We start from the raw sequence: 16865 nt of genomic DNA on the forward strand, positions 1-16865 counted from the left end.
ACAATGCTACGTAGTGACTGTTTTTACTTGGTGTGAAAAAGAACGTGAAAAAGGATTTTTTATTGCTAACAGTTGCTTTACCGAGTTTACTGATAGCGTCTCCTAGTTATGCTGTTGAAAGTGAAATTGAGCAGAGAAATACTAATAAATCAACGGAAGTCATTTCAGATATTCCGAGTTTGAGTGAAATTGAGCTACCCGCCACTAATGCCGAACTCTTATCTCAACAATCTGTACCAATTGAAGTTAATCCAGAAGAAACTCAGCCAGAAACAGAGCAAACTCCGAGCGATGATGCAGACATTACTATAGAAACGATCGCAGAACCAGACAATCTACCCCAATCTACTCCAACTTACGTCATTGATAAAGAAGAAATTCAAAAACAGGGCGCTACCAGCTTAGCCGATATTTTGAAAAGAATGCCTGGTTTTGCAATCAATGATGTCGGTCATGGTGCAGATACTCACACAGGTACATACTATCGGGGAGCCTCAATTAATCAGTCTGTATTCCTAATTAATGGCAGACCAATTAACAATAATGTCAACACTTATCATGGTGGAACTGATTTAAATAGTATTCCTGTAGAGGAGATTGAACGAGTAGAATTATATAGCGGTACAGCCTCCGCTTTATATGGTTCCTCAGCCTTTGGGGGAGTTGTGAATATTATCACCAAAGAAGGTTATGGCAAACCTAAATTGAGCGCTAGTGCAGAATTTGGCTCATTGAATTTAAATAATCAACAAGTGAGCTATGGTGGTTCATCTGATAAGGTCAAGTACAACTTTAGCTTTGAAAGATTCTTTACAGATAACCGTTACCCAGTTCCTGTAGGTGCAGCAAATCGTGATGAAAAGGGATTTTTATCAAATGCAGACACAGCGACAAGTACATACTTTGGTAGCATTGGACTAGATTTAGATCAAAAAAATTCTTTGAATTTAGATGTTACTAAACTCAGCAGTCGTCGCGGCTTAATTTATTTTGGATTTCCTCTCCAACAAGATAGATTAGACCACGATGGTTTAAACCTTGGCTTATCTTGGAAAACTCGGCTAGGTAACGGGGAAAGCTCCAATCTTACAACTTCAATTGGTTATAACCAAGATTATTTCAGCACTTATGGCCCTACAGGAGCATTTTACCGTACAGGAGCTTTAGATACCCAACAACTCACAGCCAGGGTAGATCATGAGTGGAAAGTTACTGCCAATAATAAATTGCGCTGGGGATTAGATTTGAAAAACACCGATTTAACCGATGATGTTTTGAGTACAAATCCTAGTAGGATTGCCAATAACGAAACTGAAGATCGGAGTTTGTTCAATGCAGCTTTATTCGCTGTCAATACTTGGAATATTAGCGATAACTTTCTGATAGATTTAGGAATAAGGCAAAGCTTTGACAGCCAATTTGGAAATTATCTCAACCCTAGTGTTGGTTTACGTTATGCTGTCACACCAATGGTAGCAGTGCGTGGAAGTTGGGCAGGGGGACAACGCAATCCTGGGTTAGATCAGTTGTATATTTATGATACAGTTCATGGTTGGGAACCTAATCCTGATTTAAGCCCAGAAATTGGCTCAACTTGGACTGCGGGAGTGGATATTAATTTTTCGGAAAATCTGATTGGACAGTTTACTTACTTTGGTAGTAGTATAGGCGATCGCTTGGGAGTCATCGCCGGAAAATGGGCAAACATTGGATTAGTAGATACCAATGGTTTAGAGGCTGCATTGCAATTAAAAATTGCGGCTGGCTGGTCAACTTTCCTTAACTATACTTATACAGATTCCCAAATAAAAACAGGGACAGAGAAAGGTTTACAATTAGGTTTGATTCCCTATTCTGTACTTCAAACTGGTGTGGGTTATCAAAATTCAGGTTGGCAAGCTAACTTGTATGTTACCTACAATAGTGGCGCTCGCAGATCCATCTTCGCTAACCCTGGTGACAAACCCACAGATTTTGCACCGTCTTTTGTGAATTTAGATTTGAGCGGGCGTATACCTTTAACTAGCAATTTAGGGCTGACAGTTTACTTAGAAAATCTACTCGGTGAGCAATATGAGCGAGTTAATCGCATATATAGCCCTGGATTTACTTTTCGTGTAGGTTTAAGTGCCAATTTTTAGGTATTCAATGTAGAGATTTTATCATTGCAAAGTCTCTACATTCTTATGTCTTTGCAGATGATTTGGAAAACCTCACTTTCCTATAAAGATAGAATATTAGGTTTTACAGCATTTTTTTAGTAAGGGTGACGCACTGCCATACAACATAGTGCGTTAAGCTAAAGCCATAATGACCCTACTTAAAATTTACTTTTAATCTAAAATCTAAAATTGCTATGAGAGCCAGAATTGAAAATAAAATACTTTTTATCCACCGCGAAGATTTGCCAGAGTTTAAGAAGGGTGGTTCGGTGGTGAGAAACTCTTATTTTTGGGCACTACGTTCAATAGCTGGTCAAGCTTCACGTTATCGTGATTGGGAATACGAACCGGAGGTTTGGCTAGCGCTTTCACGAATGCTTTTATCGTTTGCTGAATCGGGATATTTGGGTATTAGAGAAACTTTACTAGAGTTTCCCTTATCTCAAGGAGAAATTCCTAATTTGCTGCGAGATGTTTCGACTTGGGAGTAGAGATGTATAGCTGTCATTGTTGTTAACAAACCCTGTACTAGTTTCTGGTCAAAAATGATTAAGATTAGAGATATCAAGCGATTGCCAGAAACATTTATATTTTCTAATTTGTAACCACCACTTTGGAAATCTCAAAACATCTCTTCTACATAGACACGTAGCGGCTTCTTGCAGAGTATGAGCGATCGCTATATATTTCTATTAAGGATTCAAACAAAGAAATGCAAAAATTGGGAAAAAGGTGGGCTGTTGCCCACCCTAAACCATTATTTACTTAGCAATACTTTAAACAGATGCTTCAGTAGCAGTTTTGCCAACCAACTTGGCAGTATTTTCGTCGCTTTCAAGAATACCGAATTCAATCAACAATTCTTCTAACTCTTCCATCTCAATGGGGGTGGGGATAGTAAGGTTCTTGTTGTCAACGATCTTTTGAGCCAATGTCCGATATTCGTTAGCTTGATTGCTATCAGGTGCGTACTCGTTAACAGTCATCCGGCGCAATTCTGCGTGTTGAACGATGTTGTCACGAGGTACGTAGTGAATCATGTGGGTGTTCAACCGTTTTGCCAGGGTTTGGATTAGGTCAATTTCCCGGTCAGTGTTACGGCTATTACAAATCAAACCACCCAGGCGCACACCACCAGTGTGAGCATACTTAAGAACACCACGAGCGATGTTGTTAGCAGCATACATTGCCATCATTTCACCTGATGTAACGATGTAGATTTCTTGTGCCTTACCTTCGCGGATAGGCATTGCAAAACCACCACACACAACGTCACCTAATACGTCGTAAGATACGAAGTCTAAGTCTTGGTAAGCACCGTTTTCTTCTAAGAAGTTGATGGCGGTGATGATACCACGACCGGCACAACCTACACCGGGTTCTGGACCACCAGATTCTACGCAAAGAACGTCACGGAAACCCTTGAGCATCACTTCTTCGATTTCGATATCTTCTACTGCACCACGTTCTGCGGCGAGGTGAAGAACGGTTGTTTGAGCTTTGCTGTGCAGCATCAAACGGGTGGAGTCAGCTTTAGGGTCGCAACCGACAATTAGAATGCGTTGACCCATTTCAGCCATTGCTGCAAGGGTATTTTGAGAAGTGGTAGATTTACCAATACCGCCTTTACCATAGAAAGCTATTTGTCTAATCTTTTCGTCAGTCATGGTTGTGTTTCCTACAAAAATTTAGTTGATGAGTCGTAAGCTTGATGTGAAATATTCACCCTTGGCGTCGTAGGGAAGTAGAGCCTATTGGCGTAGACGCCTAGCGGCTTGTCGCTAGACATCGCACCCTGGCAAAAACAGTTAAAATCAGAACATATTTACCCACGAAGCGATGGCTTAAGAGATAGAAAAATCTAATCTCCTAATAACGAAGCCTTTGAAACTATGACTTCAGCATTATCAGTTGTTGTAACGAATCCCAAATGGTTGCTCAAGCCTCAAGAGTGGTTGCAGCAGGAATTCAAATGAACGCAGATTTGTTCCTTGAACCACACAACCAACCAAATTGCAATCCACTCTTAAATGGTCGCTACAACTTTGCTGATTTTGCTGATGTCAAGTAACCAAAAAAATCTATAACGCTTCTCGTTTCGTGATTGATGCAGCAAGATAAATTCTAGGCTAAAAGTGGTAGCTACCAGTGCAGTAATATAATACCTGCACAGGCAACATCTGATACTCTGACTTAAATAATATCTTGGTGACTTTTGACAGTATGGTTAAATTCCTCGAAATTATAGAAGAACACCATTCTGCTTGAAGTTTTTGTTGCAAAAGTCAGCAACTGCTTCAACTTAGTTTGCGGTTGAAAACGTTTACCCCCACAAGACGAAGTTAGTAAATATTCTGTATTTCTATTGAATTGTCAGGCTGTACTAAGAGTCTTTCTTCCCAGACTCCAAGAGTAATTGCCTTTGGCGGGTAATGCTCTAGCTAGGTTAGCCAACTCTTATTGGCTCATACCCAGATAAATTTTGATTGACTTCAAGTTGTTACAAAGGCTACTATCCTACTCAATCTAGTTTTAGATTTTCGTTAAAAAAGATGTAGCTAATTGAAGGGGACTTACCAGAGCAAAAAAACTTTCTTGAGCTTGCCTCAAACTTGTCTTGAAGTCTTTTTGTGTTTTCACTTGTTTGATTCCTATAAAAACCATAACATACATCTCACTAAATTAATTAGCCAAATTTAAAATTATTTTTCTATTAAATATAAAAATATCTTTAAAACCTTTAATAGTCATAAGTTACGCCCTGTTCAGTTGCTAGTTAATGAAATCATTTATTATAGCCAATATGTGCAGTTAGATACTTTTGGGGATTTGATAAAAGTAATGAAAACTAATGTTCTATCAAGAAAACAAAAAACTTTATTTTTATAGACAAAAATATTGTACAAAACAACTACATTAAATAACTCACAAAATCTCATGCAGTAATAAGTAGAATGGCTTAATTAAATTAAAGGGTCATAGTCAGCAGCTTTAGCTCTTAAGAACCTTATATAAATGTATAAATTGCTCACTATATACAAAAGTTTTATCTTATATTTAATTTCTAAATACATAGAGGCTCTGATTCCAGCCTTCTTCAAAAAGTCGAGGATCTTTTTATAGTTAATTTCCGTTAACACTATGCATTTTGAGAAATAAATATTCAGCTTGAAGTAATTTTTTATAAAATCTTCCGTTAGAGAGATGTACACCATTACTAAAATAATGAGAAAAATATATTTATGTTGGCTATGGAGAGTGTATAAATGCCAGAGCCTGGTAAATTAGGATCTGTAATTAATTGTTTATTAATACTGACATTGTTAGCCTCTTGCAGTGGTAAAACCTCTGTAGAAGATATAGATAAAGAAACACAAAGTGTATCTTCTTGGGTAGCAACAGCAAATATGGTTGGTGATGCTTGGATACGCGGCGTTGTGCCTAATAAATATGCTGAACAAACATTGGAAAGAGCCACGGAAGAACTGCAAAAAGAAAAAAATAAAATAGACAAGATAAAGTTGTCTCAAGATGTAAATGAACATGATAAATCAGTGCTATTAGCTGAGGTTTTACAGTTAGCAAACAAAACAGAGGAAATGTCGAGGGCTGTGGCAAAAAAAAATCATTCAGAGGTACAACAAAAACTTGGAGAGTTAGCAGTAGAAACGCAAGCATTAAATAAGCTAATAAAAGTAGCAGGGCAAACCAATGAATAAAATTTTGGAAATTGCTCTTGGGATTGTTACCAGCATCGGCGGCTTTTTAGATGTAGGTGCGATCGCTACTGCTGCAGAAGCTGGATCTATTTACAGCTTTCACCTAATTTGGGCAGTTGTCTTAGGAACAATTTGTGTAATCTTTCTGGTAGAAATGTCTGGACGTTTAGCAGCCGTTAGCAAACATACATTAGCTGCGGCGGTACGAGAACGATTTGGGTTCAACTTTTATATCATTCCACTAGTAGCAGAAATTATCGTTGATTTTCTGGTTTTGGCAGCCGAAATTGGCGGTGTTTGTATTGCCTTACAATTAGTAACAGGCGTTAGTTTCCAGTGGTTTGCTTTACCCGTTGCCTTTGCAATTTGGTTGCTACTTTGGAAAGGGACATTTGGATTAATTGAAAACGGTATTTCTTTATTCGGATTAATTACACTAGCATTTGTCGTCGCTACTTTTAAGCTGCATCCATCTTTGACAAAAATTGGTGCTGGTTTGTTGCCAACCCTGCCACAACAAGACATTGCACATTACTTATACCTTGCTGTTGGCATTCTGGGTGCATTGATTAGCCCGTACTTGTTTTATTTCTACTCATCTGGTGCAGTAGAAGATAAGTGGGATGAAGGGTATATCGGTGTGAATCGCGCTGTAGCTGGTTTGGGGATGGGTTTTGGTAGTATCGTATCGCTGGGAGTATTGATTGTGGCAGCACTGGTCCTGAATCCCAAAGGTATCCAGGTTGATAGCTATGAACAGGCAGCGCTGATGTTGACTGAACCTTTTGGTTATTGGGGATTTGTGCTATTTGCAGCATCTTTAGGGATTGCTTGCTTTGGTGCAGCCCTGGAGGTTAGTCTTGATACAGCGTATATTGTGGCTCAAGCTTTTGGTTGGAATTGGGGCGAAAGTCTTAAACCAAAAGATGCCGCACGCTTTAGTTTAGTCTACACCGTGTTTGTTTTTCTTGCCTCATTACTAATGGTATTTGGTATCGATCCATTGCAATTAACTTTGTTTTCAATGGCAATTACAGCAGTAATTTTGCCGCCTGTAATTATACCTTTTTTGGTTTTGATGAACGATGAATTATACGTTGGCAAGTATCGCAACGGCTGGATTAGCAACAGCGTTGTTATTTTTACAATTGCGCTGACATTTGTGCTAGCAATCGTTGCTATTCCACTAGAAATTATTGGAGGGTAGCAAATGGATGTTATCAGAGATGTTCTTGATAACCAATTAGTTGACCGCAATCAACGCAAAATGGGTAAAGTCGATGGCATTGTGATGGAGTTGCGCGATCGCGAACCACCACGACTTGCTTATATTGAAGTAGGAGTGACAACCCTTGCCAAACGGCTAAATCCTCGCTTGGCACCTTTGATAGCAGCAATTGCAAGTAAATGGGGCGCTAAACAAAGTGAACCATTTCGGATTCCGTGGTCAAAAGTGCGGGATATCGGCATAGATGTCGAAGTTGATGTTGAAGCTGAGGCAACACCAGCTTTAGGGTATGAAAAATGGCTACGCGATCGCATCATCGCACGAATTCCAGGAGGTGGATAATGACAACTCGTGAAATTCATCTAGAATTACTGCTGGGTAAACCAGTATTAGACTCAACTGGTAAAGCTGTCGGACGCATTGAGGAAGTACGCACCGAACAACAAGGCGAAGAATGGATTGTTAAGGAATATCTTATCGGTTATGTTGCGGTGTTAGAACGGTTATCTGCTTGGACAATTGGGTTAGGAATTTTGCATCTACTGGGGGCGCACAAAATCCACGGTGGTCATACAGTACCTTGGGACAAGCTAGATTTAACTGACCCTGACAAGCCGCGTTTGCGTTGCAGTCTAGATGCATTAAAGTCATTAGACAAGCAGCCACAGGATACAGAGTAACTTGGCTTGAAGGAGGCAGAAGTATGATGTCACCGAGTTGCAAAACGCTGTAAATGTTTCTAACAAGAGAACTTAGTACAGTTTTGCGTTAAAAGCGTAGCGTTTTAATGCCGCTGATGCATTAATATCATGTCCGCATAATTAGTTATGATTCCCACAGTCATTGCACCCCACACGCCAGTCGCTCATTGGGGAAACCCCCTTCTCTACAAGACGCTGCGCGAACGCGCAGCGTCTTGTAGAGAAGGCCCTAGCCTCTCCCTTTGGGAGAAGACCGCGCTGGCGGCTCCCCTTAATCCCCTCCCAGCACGGGGAGGGGAGACAAAGCGTAGCTTTGGTGGGGTGGGGTGATTCGGATTTGATAAGTAATCAAGCGGACATGATATGACAACTGTGCAACTAGCGCTTGTGATGATTTCGCATGGATTTATGAATCTTCTTCCATCGTTCTTTCTCAGCTAATTGCGCCCTCTGGTCTTGTTTGCGGTTAAGGTAGTCGAGTTCTTTTTGTAACTTTTGATAGCTAAGAAACCTGGAATAATCAAGTTCTCCCTCAGCCAAAGCCTGCTGCACTACACAACCGGGTTCGTTATTATGCTGACAATTGCGGAAATGGCATTCTTGCGCCAAGGTTTCGATGTCTGCAAAAGTTTCTTGCAAACCTTCATTACCTGCCCAAATTTGGATTTCCCGCATTCCTGGAGTATCAATAATTAATCCGCCAGTAGAGAGCAAAATCAACTCACGATTAGTTGTTGTGTGTCTACCTCGGTCATCACCTTGCCGTACTGGTTGCACAGCTTGCACAGATGCGCCTTGCAGTTGGTTAGTGATGGTAGATTTACCAACACCAGAAGACCCCAATAAAGCAACTGTCTGTCCTGGTTGCAAGTAAGATTTTAAGGCATCCAATCCTTGATGATTGGTAGCACTTAAAACCGCAATTGGTACACCCAAAGCAACTGCTTCTACTTGGGTTAAATACTCTTCTAGAGAATTGCATAAATCTGCTTTGTTTAACACAATTACCGGATTTGCACCACTTTCCCAAGCCAGAATCAGATAACGCTCAACTCTTCTTGGGTTAAAATCGCCATCCAATCCTGAGACTAAGAAGACTGTATCAATATTCGCTGCAACAATTTGTTCTTCTGTTTTACTACCCACCGCCTTGCGAGAAAATTTGCTTTTCCTGGGTAAAATATCGTTGATAGTGGCTCGTCTTTCAGATTCTCTGACATTAATCACAACCCAATCTCCAACGGCGGGAAAATCTTGTGGTTGAGAAGCATGATGCCGCAATTTACCTGAAACTTCTGCTGAAAGTTCCCCTTGTTTACTATACAGGGTATAAGTATTTCTGTATTCAATGGCAACCCTACCAACGCTAAATCCTTGTAAGCGATAGGGTTCAAAGCTGCGAGCAAAAAAGTCACTCCAGCCTAAATAATCCAAATTCATTGATGTTTCCTCGATGTGTGCTACTTGTTTTGCACAAGGTTCCACAGAGGAAGACACTTCTATGCAGGGGAACTCCCCGCACCAGAATGTCTGTGAATTCTAGTTTTCATTCCTGTAGGAAAGAGGACTGAACAGAATCTCTGCGCCTTGTGTTCTTTGAGTTGGGATGGTCAAAGTAACCCGGACTGCTAGCAACTCAGTCATAGTTCGTCCTCCTTGTGTACTACAGTAAATAATCTCCATTACTACATTAGCCTATTCCAGAAAATTCGTTTAAATTATCTGATTTGAACCCTGATGTAGAGAGACGATTTATCGCGTCTTGCAAGACCAATGCACAACTTTGCACATTACAAAAATAATCTTGGTAAAAAATATCTGCTGATCTTTCACCAACCTCTAGCGAAAGAAAGAGTTTGAGGCTGAGTATCTCTGTAATCATGAATGCGGACAAGTGTTTATCTGCTAAATAACTGATATGCCGCAATATTTCGGAAAACTACCCACCACGAACCAAGCTTGGACAACTGTTAGCAATGTCAAAGCTGTAAGCTGGGAAAATAATATTGTTAATTTTGACTGTGGCGACTCACGCCTAACCATCAGCGTACTTACTCCGAATTTAATCCGCGTGCGTTTCGCACCAACTGGGGAATTTATGCCTCGCCGCTCTTGGGCAGTTACGCTGGATGATGCAGAATGGCCGACAACACCTTTTGCAGTCCGGGAAACTGAAGCAACAATAGAAATTGAAACAGCACAGATTCGTGTGTGCGTCCAGCGAGAAAAATGTCGCATCGCCTATTTTGACAAAGCTAATTGCCCCTTTGCTCAAGATGCAGAGATGGGGATAGGTTGGCGGATGGGCGCAGTTGCAGGGTGGAAGGAAATTGCAGCCGACGAACATTTCTATGGCTTTGGTGAACGTACAGGCTTTCTGGATAAACTCAGCGAAGTAAAAACTAACTGGACAACGGATGCCTTAGATTATGATTCACTCACTGATGAAATGTACCAAGCAATTCCATTTTTTATGGCTTTGCGTCCGCAGGTAAGCTATGGCATCTTTTTCAATACCACTTTTTGGAGTCAGTTCGATATTGGCGCTGAACAACCAGGTATTTGGAAGATGGAGACTCGTGGCGGTGAATTGGATTATTACATTATCTACGGCCCTGAACCAGCCCAAATCCTGGAGACTTATACTCAGCTAACTGGGAGAATGCCATTACCGCCGAAATGGGCGCTAGGTTATCATCAATGTCGCTGGAGTTACGAATCAGAAACCGTTGTGCGAGAACTAGCAAAGGAATTTCGTCAACGCCGCATTCCCTGTGATGTTATTCACTTGGATATTGACTATATGCGGGGCTATCGAGTGTTTACTTGGAGTCCTCAACGCTTTGCCAACGCGGCAAAACTCATTAGTGATTTAGCAGAGGATGGTTTCAAAACAGTCACAATTATCGATCCTGGGGTGAAGTATGAACCAGAAGGTAATTATCACGTTTTTGACCAAGGCATAGAAAACGACTATTTTGTGCGTAAAGCTGATGGTACGTTGTTCCACGGCTACGTTTGGCCTGAGAAAGCTGTTTTTCCTGATTTTTTACGTCCTGATGTGAGTAACTGGTGGGCTGATTTACACAAAAGCCTAACTGATATTGGTGTGGCAGGAATTTGGAATGATATGAATGAACCTGCCATAAACGATCGCCCTTTTGGGGATGATGGTGAAAAGATTTGGTTTCCTCTAGATGCGCCGCAGGGGAGCAGAGGGGCAGAAAAGAATTTACCTACGTCCACTCATATAGAAGTGCATAACTTGTATGGGTTGATGATGGCTAAAGCTTCTTATGAAGGGTTACAACGGCATCGAAGTTCAGAGCGATCTTTTGTGTTAACGCGATCGGGTTATGCTGGTGTGCAACGCTGGTCTTCTGTGTGGATGGGAGATAACCAATCGTTGTGGGAGCATTTAGAAATGTCTCTGCCGATGCTTTGTAACATGGGACTTTCGGGTGTGGGGTTTGTGGGTTGCGATATTGGCGGGTTTGCTGGTAACGCCACAGCTGAATTATTCGCTCGGTGGATGCAAGTAGGAATGCTTTACCCATTGATGCGCGGTCACTCGGCAATGTCTACTGCTCGTCATGAACCTTGGGTATTTGGCGATCGCGTTGAAAGTATCTGTCGAGAATACATTAATCTACGTTACCAACTACTTCCCTATATTTATAGTCTTTTCTGGGAAGCGGCAACAACAGGCGCACCGATTTTAAGACCATTATTGTACCATTTCCCCAACGATCCGAAAACCTATAGCCTCTACGATCAAGTATTGCTAGGTGCATCGCTGATGGCTGCACCAATTTACCGTCCTGGAGTTGAGCATCGATCTGTCTACTTACCCGCTGGCACTTGGTATGATTGGTGGAGTGGCGATCGCTATGAAGGCCCGATTCACATTCTTGCTCATGCACCATTGGAAAAAATGCCACTGTATGTTCGTAGCGGCGCGATCGTTCCTATGCAATCTGTCAGCCAATACGTCGATCAAGCCCCACTCGACGAGATCCGATTACGGATTTGGCCTGGTAACAACGAATATCAGTTATTTGAAGATGATGGACAGACAAGCAAGTATCAAGATAATAACTTCTCAATAACCAACATCCGTGTATTTACCCAGGTAAGCCAAACAGTAGTGGAAATTGAAGCAAGAGTTGGAGAGTGGACACCTCCACTGCGAGAAGTGATTGTAGAACTTGTAGGTGTTGGAGAGCAACGGTTTCAAGATGATGGGAAGCGACATAGCCTACAATTCTGAAATATTCGCAAAGGTGGTTTTTGAGCCACCATTATTTCCTACTTTAAATTGTGCAAGAAAAAATATGCATAGAGGTAGATGAAAACCAAGTCAAGGGGTAACATACAATACAAAGAATATAAATGGTTAAACTGTAAGAAATACGTAAGTTTACTACGCTAGATAGATGCGGTTAGAGAACACTCAATGTTAAATATTAACCGCTTGCAGCTGCAAGATAGATTTAAAATCTCTACAAATGCACTTGTGGCAAGAGTCGCAAGTGCGATCGCTGTTTTTGTGGGCAGCTTGGTACTAGTTGGCTGGTGTCTTGGCAGTGAAGTTCTTAAGCGCGGCTTCCCTGGTAGTCCTGCCACAATGAAAGTCAACACAGCGTTATGTTTTGTGCTGTGTGGTGTGTCGCTGTGGCTATTTTTAGAAGGGGAGCAGAGGAGCAAAGCAGGGGGAAACAATTCAAAATTCGAAATTCAAAATGACGCTCTCTACGAGACGCTCTTGCTAGCTTGCAACTCTTACAGAGTACGCGGACTCACTAACGCTGCGCTAACAAAATTATTTACCCATTTCCCTACTCTTCTAATCTCTCAGGTCTGTGCAATAGCTGTCACCACAATTGCAGCGCTTACCCTCTGTCAATATCTGTTTGGCTGGAATCTCGGCATTGATGAGCTGGTGTTCCGTGATTCGCGAACTAGTATAGCGACATCGCATCTGGGGCGAATGGGGGTGAACACAGCACTGAACTTTATACTGGTTAGTGTCGCTCTACAGATTCTGATTTATCCAAAAACCCACCGCAGTTATTGGTATGCCCAGATTATCGCTCTGATTGCTACTTTAATTTCCTTTCAAGCGCTGATGGGCTATGCCTACAAAGTGAAAGTTCTCTACGGACTTGCCCCTTATACAACATCAATGGCATTACACACAGCAGTGTTGTTCTTCTTAATAAGTATGGGTATTCTGTGGGCGCGAGCAGAACATGGCTTAATGAGGGTAGTTACAAGTGATAGTTACGGCGGCTTACTTGCACGTCGTTTATTAATTGCCGCGATCGCAGTACCTTTTATATTGGGGTGGGTAATCGTTGAAGGTCAACGGGCAGGACAATACGATCCGGCATTTGCAGTATCGATGTTTGCGATCATTGTGATTGTAATTTTTACTATTTTGATTTGGCAAAGTGCCAGGGTTATTGAACGCCTCAGCTATCAACGCGACCTTGCCCAAGAAGCACTGAGAACCTACGAAGCGAAACTAGGAAGTTTTGTAGATGCTAACGTCATCGGCATTCTGTTTGGCGATGTGTATGGCGGTATCCAGCAGGCAAACGACGAATTTCTGAGGATGATTGGTTACACGCAGGAGGATTTGTCAGTAGGTAAGTTAAGTTGGAGCAATATCACACCACCAGAGTATCTATACTTGGATGAGCGAGGTGTTGCCGAAGCCCAAGCAAATACCAACGCTGCTTGTACGCCCTATGAGAAAGAATATATTCGCAAGGATGGTAGCCGCATCCCGGTTTTAATTGGTTACGTCCTGCTAGGAGAAAACCGGAAAGAGTCAGTAGCCTTTATCCTTGATTTGAGCGAACGCAAACAAGCAGAGGCAGAGCAACAAAAATTAGTGTCGGTAGTAGAAAATAGCTCTGACTTTATCGGCATCGCCACCCTTGAAGGTCAATTACTCTACATAAATAATGCAGGTCAAAAGCTGGTAGGTCTTGCCAGCCTTGATGAAGTGAGGCAAAAAGCAGTATTAGATTACTTCATGCCCAAAGACAAAGCCTATTTTCAAGAATATATACTGCCGACTGTGCTATTAGAAGGGCGCTGGCAGGGAGAATTCTGCTTCCGGCATCTCCAAACAGGTCAACCGATACCAGTTGATTACAACATCTTCACTGTTACAGATAACAACACAGGTCAGCCAATTGCCTTAGCAACTGTGACTCGCAACATCAGCGAGCAAAAACAAGCCAAGGAACAAATATTACAACTAAACAGGGATCTACAGCGCCGCATTACTGAATTACAAACTTTGTTGGAGGTAATTCCTATTGGAATTGGCATTGCCGAAGATCCAAAATGCCAAAATATCAAGGTCAACCCTTCTTTTGGCAAGCAGTTGGGGATATCGTCAGATACAAATGCCTCCCTCAACGTTCCCTTGGATGAAAAATCTACAAGCTTTAAAATCTACCGAGAGGGAAGGGAACTTTCAACAGAGGAACTCCCAATGCAGTATTCTGCTGCTCATGGTGTGGAGGTTCTGAATTCTGAACTTGATGTTGTCCATGAAAATGGAAAAATTGTCAAGCTATTACACTACGTTGCACCCCTGTTTGACGAAGAGGGTAAAACCAGAGGAAGCGTTGGTACATTTTTAGATATTACGGAGCGCAAACAGGCAGAGGAAGCACTCCTAAATCAGCAAAAATGGCTGGAGGATGTGTTAAATCTGATGCCAAGACCGTTGCTGTTTATCGAACCAGGAACGGCGCGGGTAACTTTTGCCAATCGCTCTGCTAACGAATTAGCTGGGGGCAAATTTCCCAAAGGTATACCTGCTGAAGATTATCACACAGTTTATTACTATACAAATGCAGATGGCGATCGCATTCCCAATGAACTTATGCCAGGGGTGCGGGTTGCCCGTGGCGAACGCCTGAATGGATTGGAGGTGGACTGGCATACTCCCGCTGGCGTGCGCTCTCTACTAGTATTTGCTGATACCTTGCCAGCAATGCACGGTCATCCGGCTACCTGTATCTTAGTGTTCCAAGAAATCAGCAACCTCAAACAGGCAGAAAAAGCACTCTCGTTAGGTTATAAAAGGCTAAAGCTACTATTTGACACAGCCAACGATTTACTATCAAGTCAGGAACCAGTACTACTAATCGATAGCGTCTACCGAAAACTAAGAGAGCAAATTGGAATAGAAGTTTATTTGAACTATTTGGTTGAGGATAACTCTCAAGTAATGCGGTTGAGGTCTTACAGTGGTATTTCTCAGGAAATAGCAAAGGAAATTGAATGTTTGGCATTTGGTGAAGCGGTTTGTGGTAGTGTAGCGCTCTCACGCCATCCTATAGCTGTAGAGAATGTGCAGCAATCAACTGAAGAAAAAACAGAATTGATTCGCTCTTTAGACATTACTGCTTATTATGCATACCCATTGATCGCCCAAGGACGGCTATTGGGTACTCTTTCTTTTGGCAGCCGCACTCTGTTAAGCTTCACAGACAATCAAAAAGGGATGATGCAAGCAGTATGCGACCAAATAGCGATCGCAATGGAACGGGCTAGTTTAATTGCTTCTTTGCAACAACAAACTGAGCAGTTGCAAGAGGCCAACCGGATGAAGGATGAGTTTCTAGGAATATTATCCCACGAATTGCGATCGCCCCTCAACGCCATCCTTGGCTGGGCACAATTACTGCAACGAAGCAAGCTCAGTGAAACCCAAATGGCTAGAGCTACGGAGACAATTGAGCGCAACGCCAAAGCGCAAACCCAGCTAATTGAAGACCTGCTGGATATATCGCGGATGATTAGAGGCAAGTTACGCCTCGATGTCCGTACTTGTAATTTGGTTCCCATAATTGAGTCAGCCATCAAGACTGTTACTTTAGCCGCCCAATCCAAGGAAATCGATTTGAGATTTTCCCTGATTCCCTCAAAAGAAACGCGAAATTCAGATTGGGGATTAGGAATTAATCACGAAAATCTCGAATTTCCAAAAGCACAATCCCAAACCAATCAACATTCAGAGGACAGCAAGCTGGGTGAAAATTCTCAATATTTAGTTTCCGGGGATTTCGAGCGCTTGCAACAAATTTTCTGGAATCTGCTATCCAATGCCATCAAATTCACACCCGTTGGCGGAAGGGTAGAGGTGCAATTGTCAGTAGTCAATGGACAAGAAAAACAACAGACAACGGATAAATATGCCCAAATTCAAGTGATTGATACAGGCATTGGTATCAGTCCTGATTTTCTTGCTTACGTTTTCGATCGCTTTCGTCAAGCTGATAGTTCTAGCACTAGAATCTATGGTGGATTAGGACTAGGATTAGCGATCGTCCGTCATTTAGTAGAATTACATGGCGGTACTATCCACGCAGATAGCCCAGGTAAAGAACAAGGAGCGACGTTTACAGTCAAACTACCACTTCTCAAGAGTGCCCACCTCCATCCTTTTGCCCCTCTGCCCCCCTCTGCCCCTGTGCCCCTCTCCCTGCTTGGTGTGCGCGTGCTGGTTGTAGATGACCAAGCCGATACCCGTGAATTTATCACCACAGTTCTCGAACAGTGCCAAGCCGAAGTTACATCTGTAGCATCAGTTCCAGAAGCATTGCAGTTAATTATACAGTGGAAACCAGATGCTTTAGTCAGCGATATCAGTATGCTCCAGGAAGATGGTTACTCTTTGATCCGTAAAGTGCGATCGCAACCACCTGAACTAGGGGGAAATATTCCAGCCGCAGCTTTGATAGCTGATACTAGGGCAGAGGATCGGATGCGAGCTATACAAGAGGGTTATCAACTGCATTTACCTAAACCTATTGAAGCAGATGAGTTAGCTACAGTAGTCGCCAGACTTGTTGGACGGACTTAGAAATGGAGCATTGGGGAATATGAATTAAATTCTGCCCAATGCCTCATTCGCTTTTTTTCTAATATCAAAATTTATAAATAGCAGTCTTAAATCATTTATGAAAATATATATCAATCCGCTTGGGTTAAGGGTTATTGGTGTAGATACTTGGTCTTTCAAGAC

General features: G+C 42.1%; 11 protein-coding genes. 9 read left to right on the forward strand and 2 right to left on the reverse strand.

Features of this window, described 5'->3' with window-relative positions; translation table 11 throughout:
- Positions 1–44 precede the first annotated feature (44 nt).
- Positions 45–2141 carry a TonB-dependent receptor plug domain-containing protein gene (locus V7K60_RS16635; RefSeq protein ID WP_334926955.1) on the forward strand — a complete coding sequence of 699 codons (2097 nt, stop codon included), beginning with the start codon at positions 45–47 and terminating at the stop codon, positions 2139–2141.
- 215 nt (positions 2142–2356) lie between these two features.
- The gene (locus V7K60_RS16640; protein WP_322662302.1) at positions 2357–2653 is read left to right on the forward strand and encodes a hypothetical protein; all 297 of its coding nucleotides are present in this window, start codon (positions 2357–2359) and stop codon (positions 2651–2653) included.
- A 285-nt stretch (positions 2654–2938) separates the two neighbouring features.
- Here the strand turns inward: V7K60_RS16640 and nifH are convergent, their stop codons facing one another.
- Positions 2939–3829 carry a nitrogenase iron protein gene (nifH, locus tag V7K60_RS16645; RefSeq protein ID WP_334926956.1) on the reverse strand — a complete coding sequence of 297 codons (891 nt, stop codon included), beginning with the start codon at positions 3827–3829 and terminating at the stop codon, positions 2939–2941.
- A gap of 1599 nt (positions 3830–5428) precedes the next feature.
- Between nifH and V7K60_RS16650 the strand changes: the two genes are divergently transcribed.
- From V7K60_RS16650 to V7K60_RS16670, 5 genes are all read left to right on the forward strand, one after another.
- On the forward strand, positions 5429–5881 hold the full coding sequence (locus V7K60_RS16650; RefSeq protein ID WP_334926957.1) for a hypothetical protein: 453 nt from the start codon (positions 5429–5431) through the stop codon (positions 5879–5881).
- Positions 5874–7088 (forward strand): NRAMP family divalent metal transporter, encoded by a 1215-nt coding sequence (locus tag V7K60_RS16655; protein WP_334926958.1) that lies wholly within the window; start codon positions 5874–5876, stop codon positions 7086–7088. Before V7K60_RS16650 ends, V7K60_RS16655 begins: the two co-directional genes overlap by 8 nt.
- A 3-nt stretch (positions 7089–7091) precedes the next feature.
- Positions 7092–7451: a hypothetical protein gene (locus V7K60_RS16660; protein ID WP_334926959.1), complete on the forward strand. Its 360-nt coding sequence runs from the start codon at positions 7092–7094 to the stop codon at positions 7449–7451.
- Positions 7451–7789, forward strand: coding sequence for a hypothetical protein (locus V7K60_RS16665; protein WP_334926960.1), 339 nt, complete (start codon positions 7451–7453; stop codon positions 7787–7789). The genes V7K60_RS16660 and V7K60_RS16665 overlap by 1 nt, the downstream gene beginning before the upstream one ends.
- A 147-nt stretch (positions 7790–7936) precedes the next feature.
- Entirely contained in the window at positions 7937–8140 is a 204-nt protein-coding gene (locus tag V7K60_RS16670; RefSeq protein ID WP_334926961.1) for a hypothetical protein, read from the forward strand.
- A 48-nt stretch (positions 8141–8188) separates the two neighbouring features.
- On the opposite strand, the gene rsgA is transcribed toward V7K60_RS16670, so the two are convergent.
- On the reverse strand, positions 8189–9250 hold the full coding sequence (rsgA, locus tag V7K60_RS16675) for a ribosome small subunit-dependent GTPase A (protein ID WP_334926962.1): 1062 nt from the start codon (positions 9248–9250) through the stop codon (positions 8189–8191).
- A 478-nt stretch (positions 9251–9728) separates the two neighbouring features.
- Here rsgA and V7K60_RS16680 point away from each other — a divergent pair, with 478 nt between their 5' ends.
- Positions 9729–12080, forward strand: a complete 2352-nt coding sequence (locus V7K60_RS16680; RefSeq protein WP_334926963.1) for a glycoside hydrolase family 31 protein — start codon at positions 9729–9731, stop codon at positions 12078–12080.
- 186 nt (positions 12081–12266) lie between these two features.
- A complete protein-coding gene (locus V7K60_RS16685) occupies positions 12267–16703 on the forward strand; it encodes a hybrid sensor histidine kinase/response regulator (RefSeq protein WP_334926964.1) in 4437 nt (1478 codons plus the stop codon).
- Positions 16704–16865 lie beyond the last annotated feature (162 nt).

Origin of the sequence: Nostoc sp. (assembly GCF_036917555.1) — a bacterium.
GTDB lineage: Bacteria > Cyanobacteriota > Cyanobacteriia > Cyanobacteriales > Nostocaceae > Nostoc.

Coding starts and splice junctions, on each gene's coding strand:
- V7K60_RS16640 (WP_322662302.1), top strand. CDS start 2,357: ATGAGAGCCAGAATTGAAAATAAAATACTTTTTATCCACCGCGAAGAT.
- nifH (WP_334926956.1), bottom strand. CDS start 3,829: ATGACTGACGAAAAGATTAGACAAATAGCTTTCTATGGTAAAGGCGGT.
- V7K60_RS16650 (WP_334926957.1), top strand. CDS start 5,429: ATGCCAGAGCCTGGTAAATTAGGATCTGTAATTAATTGTTTATTAATA.
- V7K60_RS16655 (WP_334926958.1), top strand. CDS start 5,874: ATGAATAAAATTTTGGAAATTGCTCTTGGGATTGTTACCAGCATCGGC.
- V7K60_RS16660 (WP_334926959.1), top strand. CDS start 7,092: ATGGATGTTATCAGAGATGTTCTTGATAACCAATTAGTTGACCGCAAT.
- V7K60_RS16665 (WP_334926960.1), top strand. CDS start 7,451: ATGACAACTCGTGAAATTCATCTAGAATTACTGCTGGGTAAACCAGTA.
- V7K60_RS16670 (WP_334926961.1), top strand. CDS start 7,937: ATGATTCCCACAGTCATTGCACCCCACACGCCAGTCGCTCATTGGGGA.
- rsgA (WP_334926962.1), bottom strand. CDS start 9,250: ATGAATTTGGATTATTTAGGCTGGAGTGACTTTTTTGCTCGCAGCTTT.
- V7K60_RS16680 (WP_334926963.1), top strand. CDS start 9,729: ATGCCGCAATATTTCGGAAAACTACCCACCACGAACCAAGCTTGGACA.
- V7K60_RS16685 (WP_334926964.1), top strand. CDS start 12,267: ATGTTAAATATTAACCGCTTGCAGCTGCAAGATAGATTTAAAATCTCT.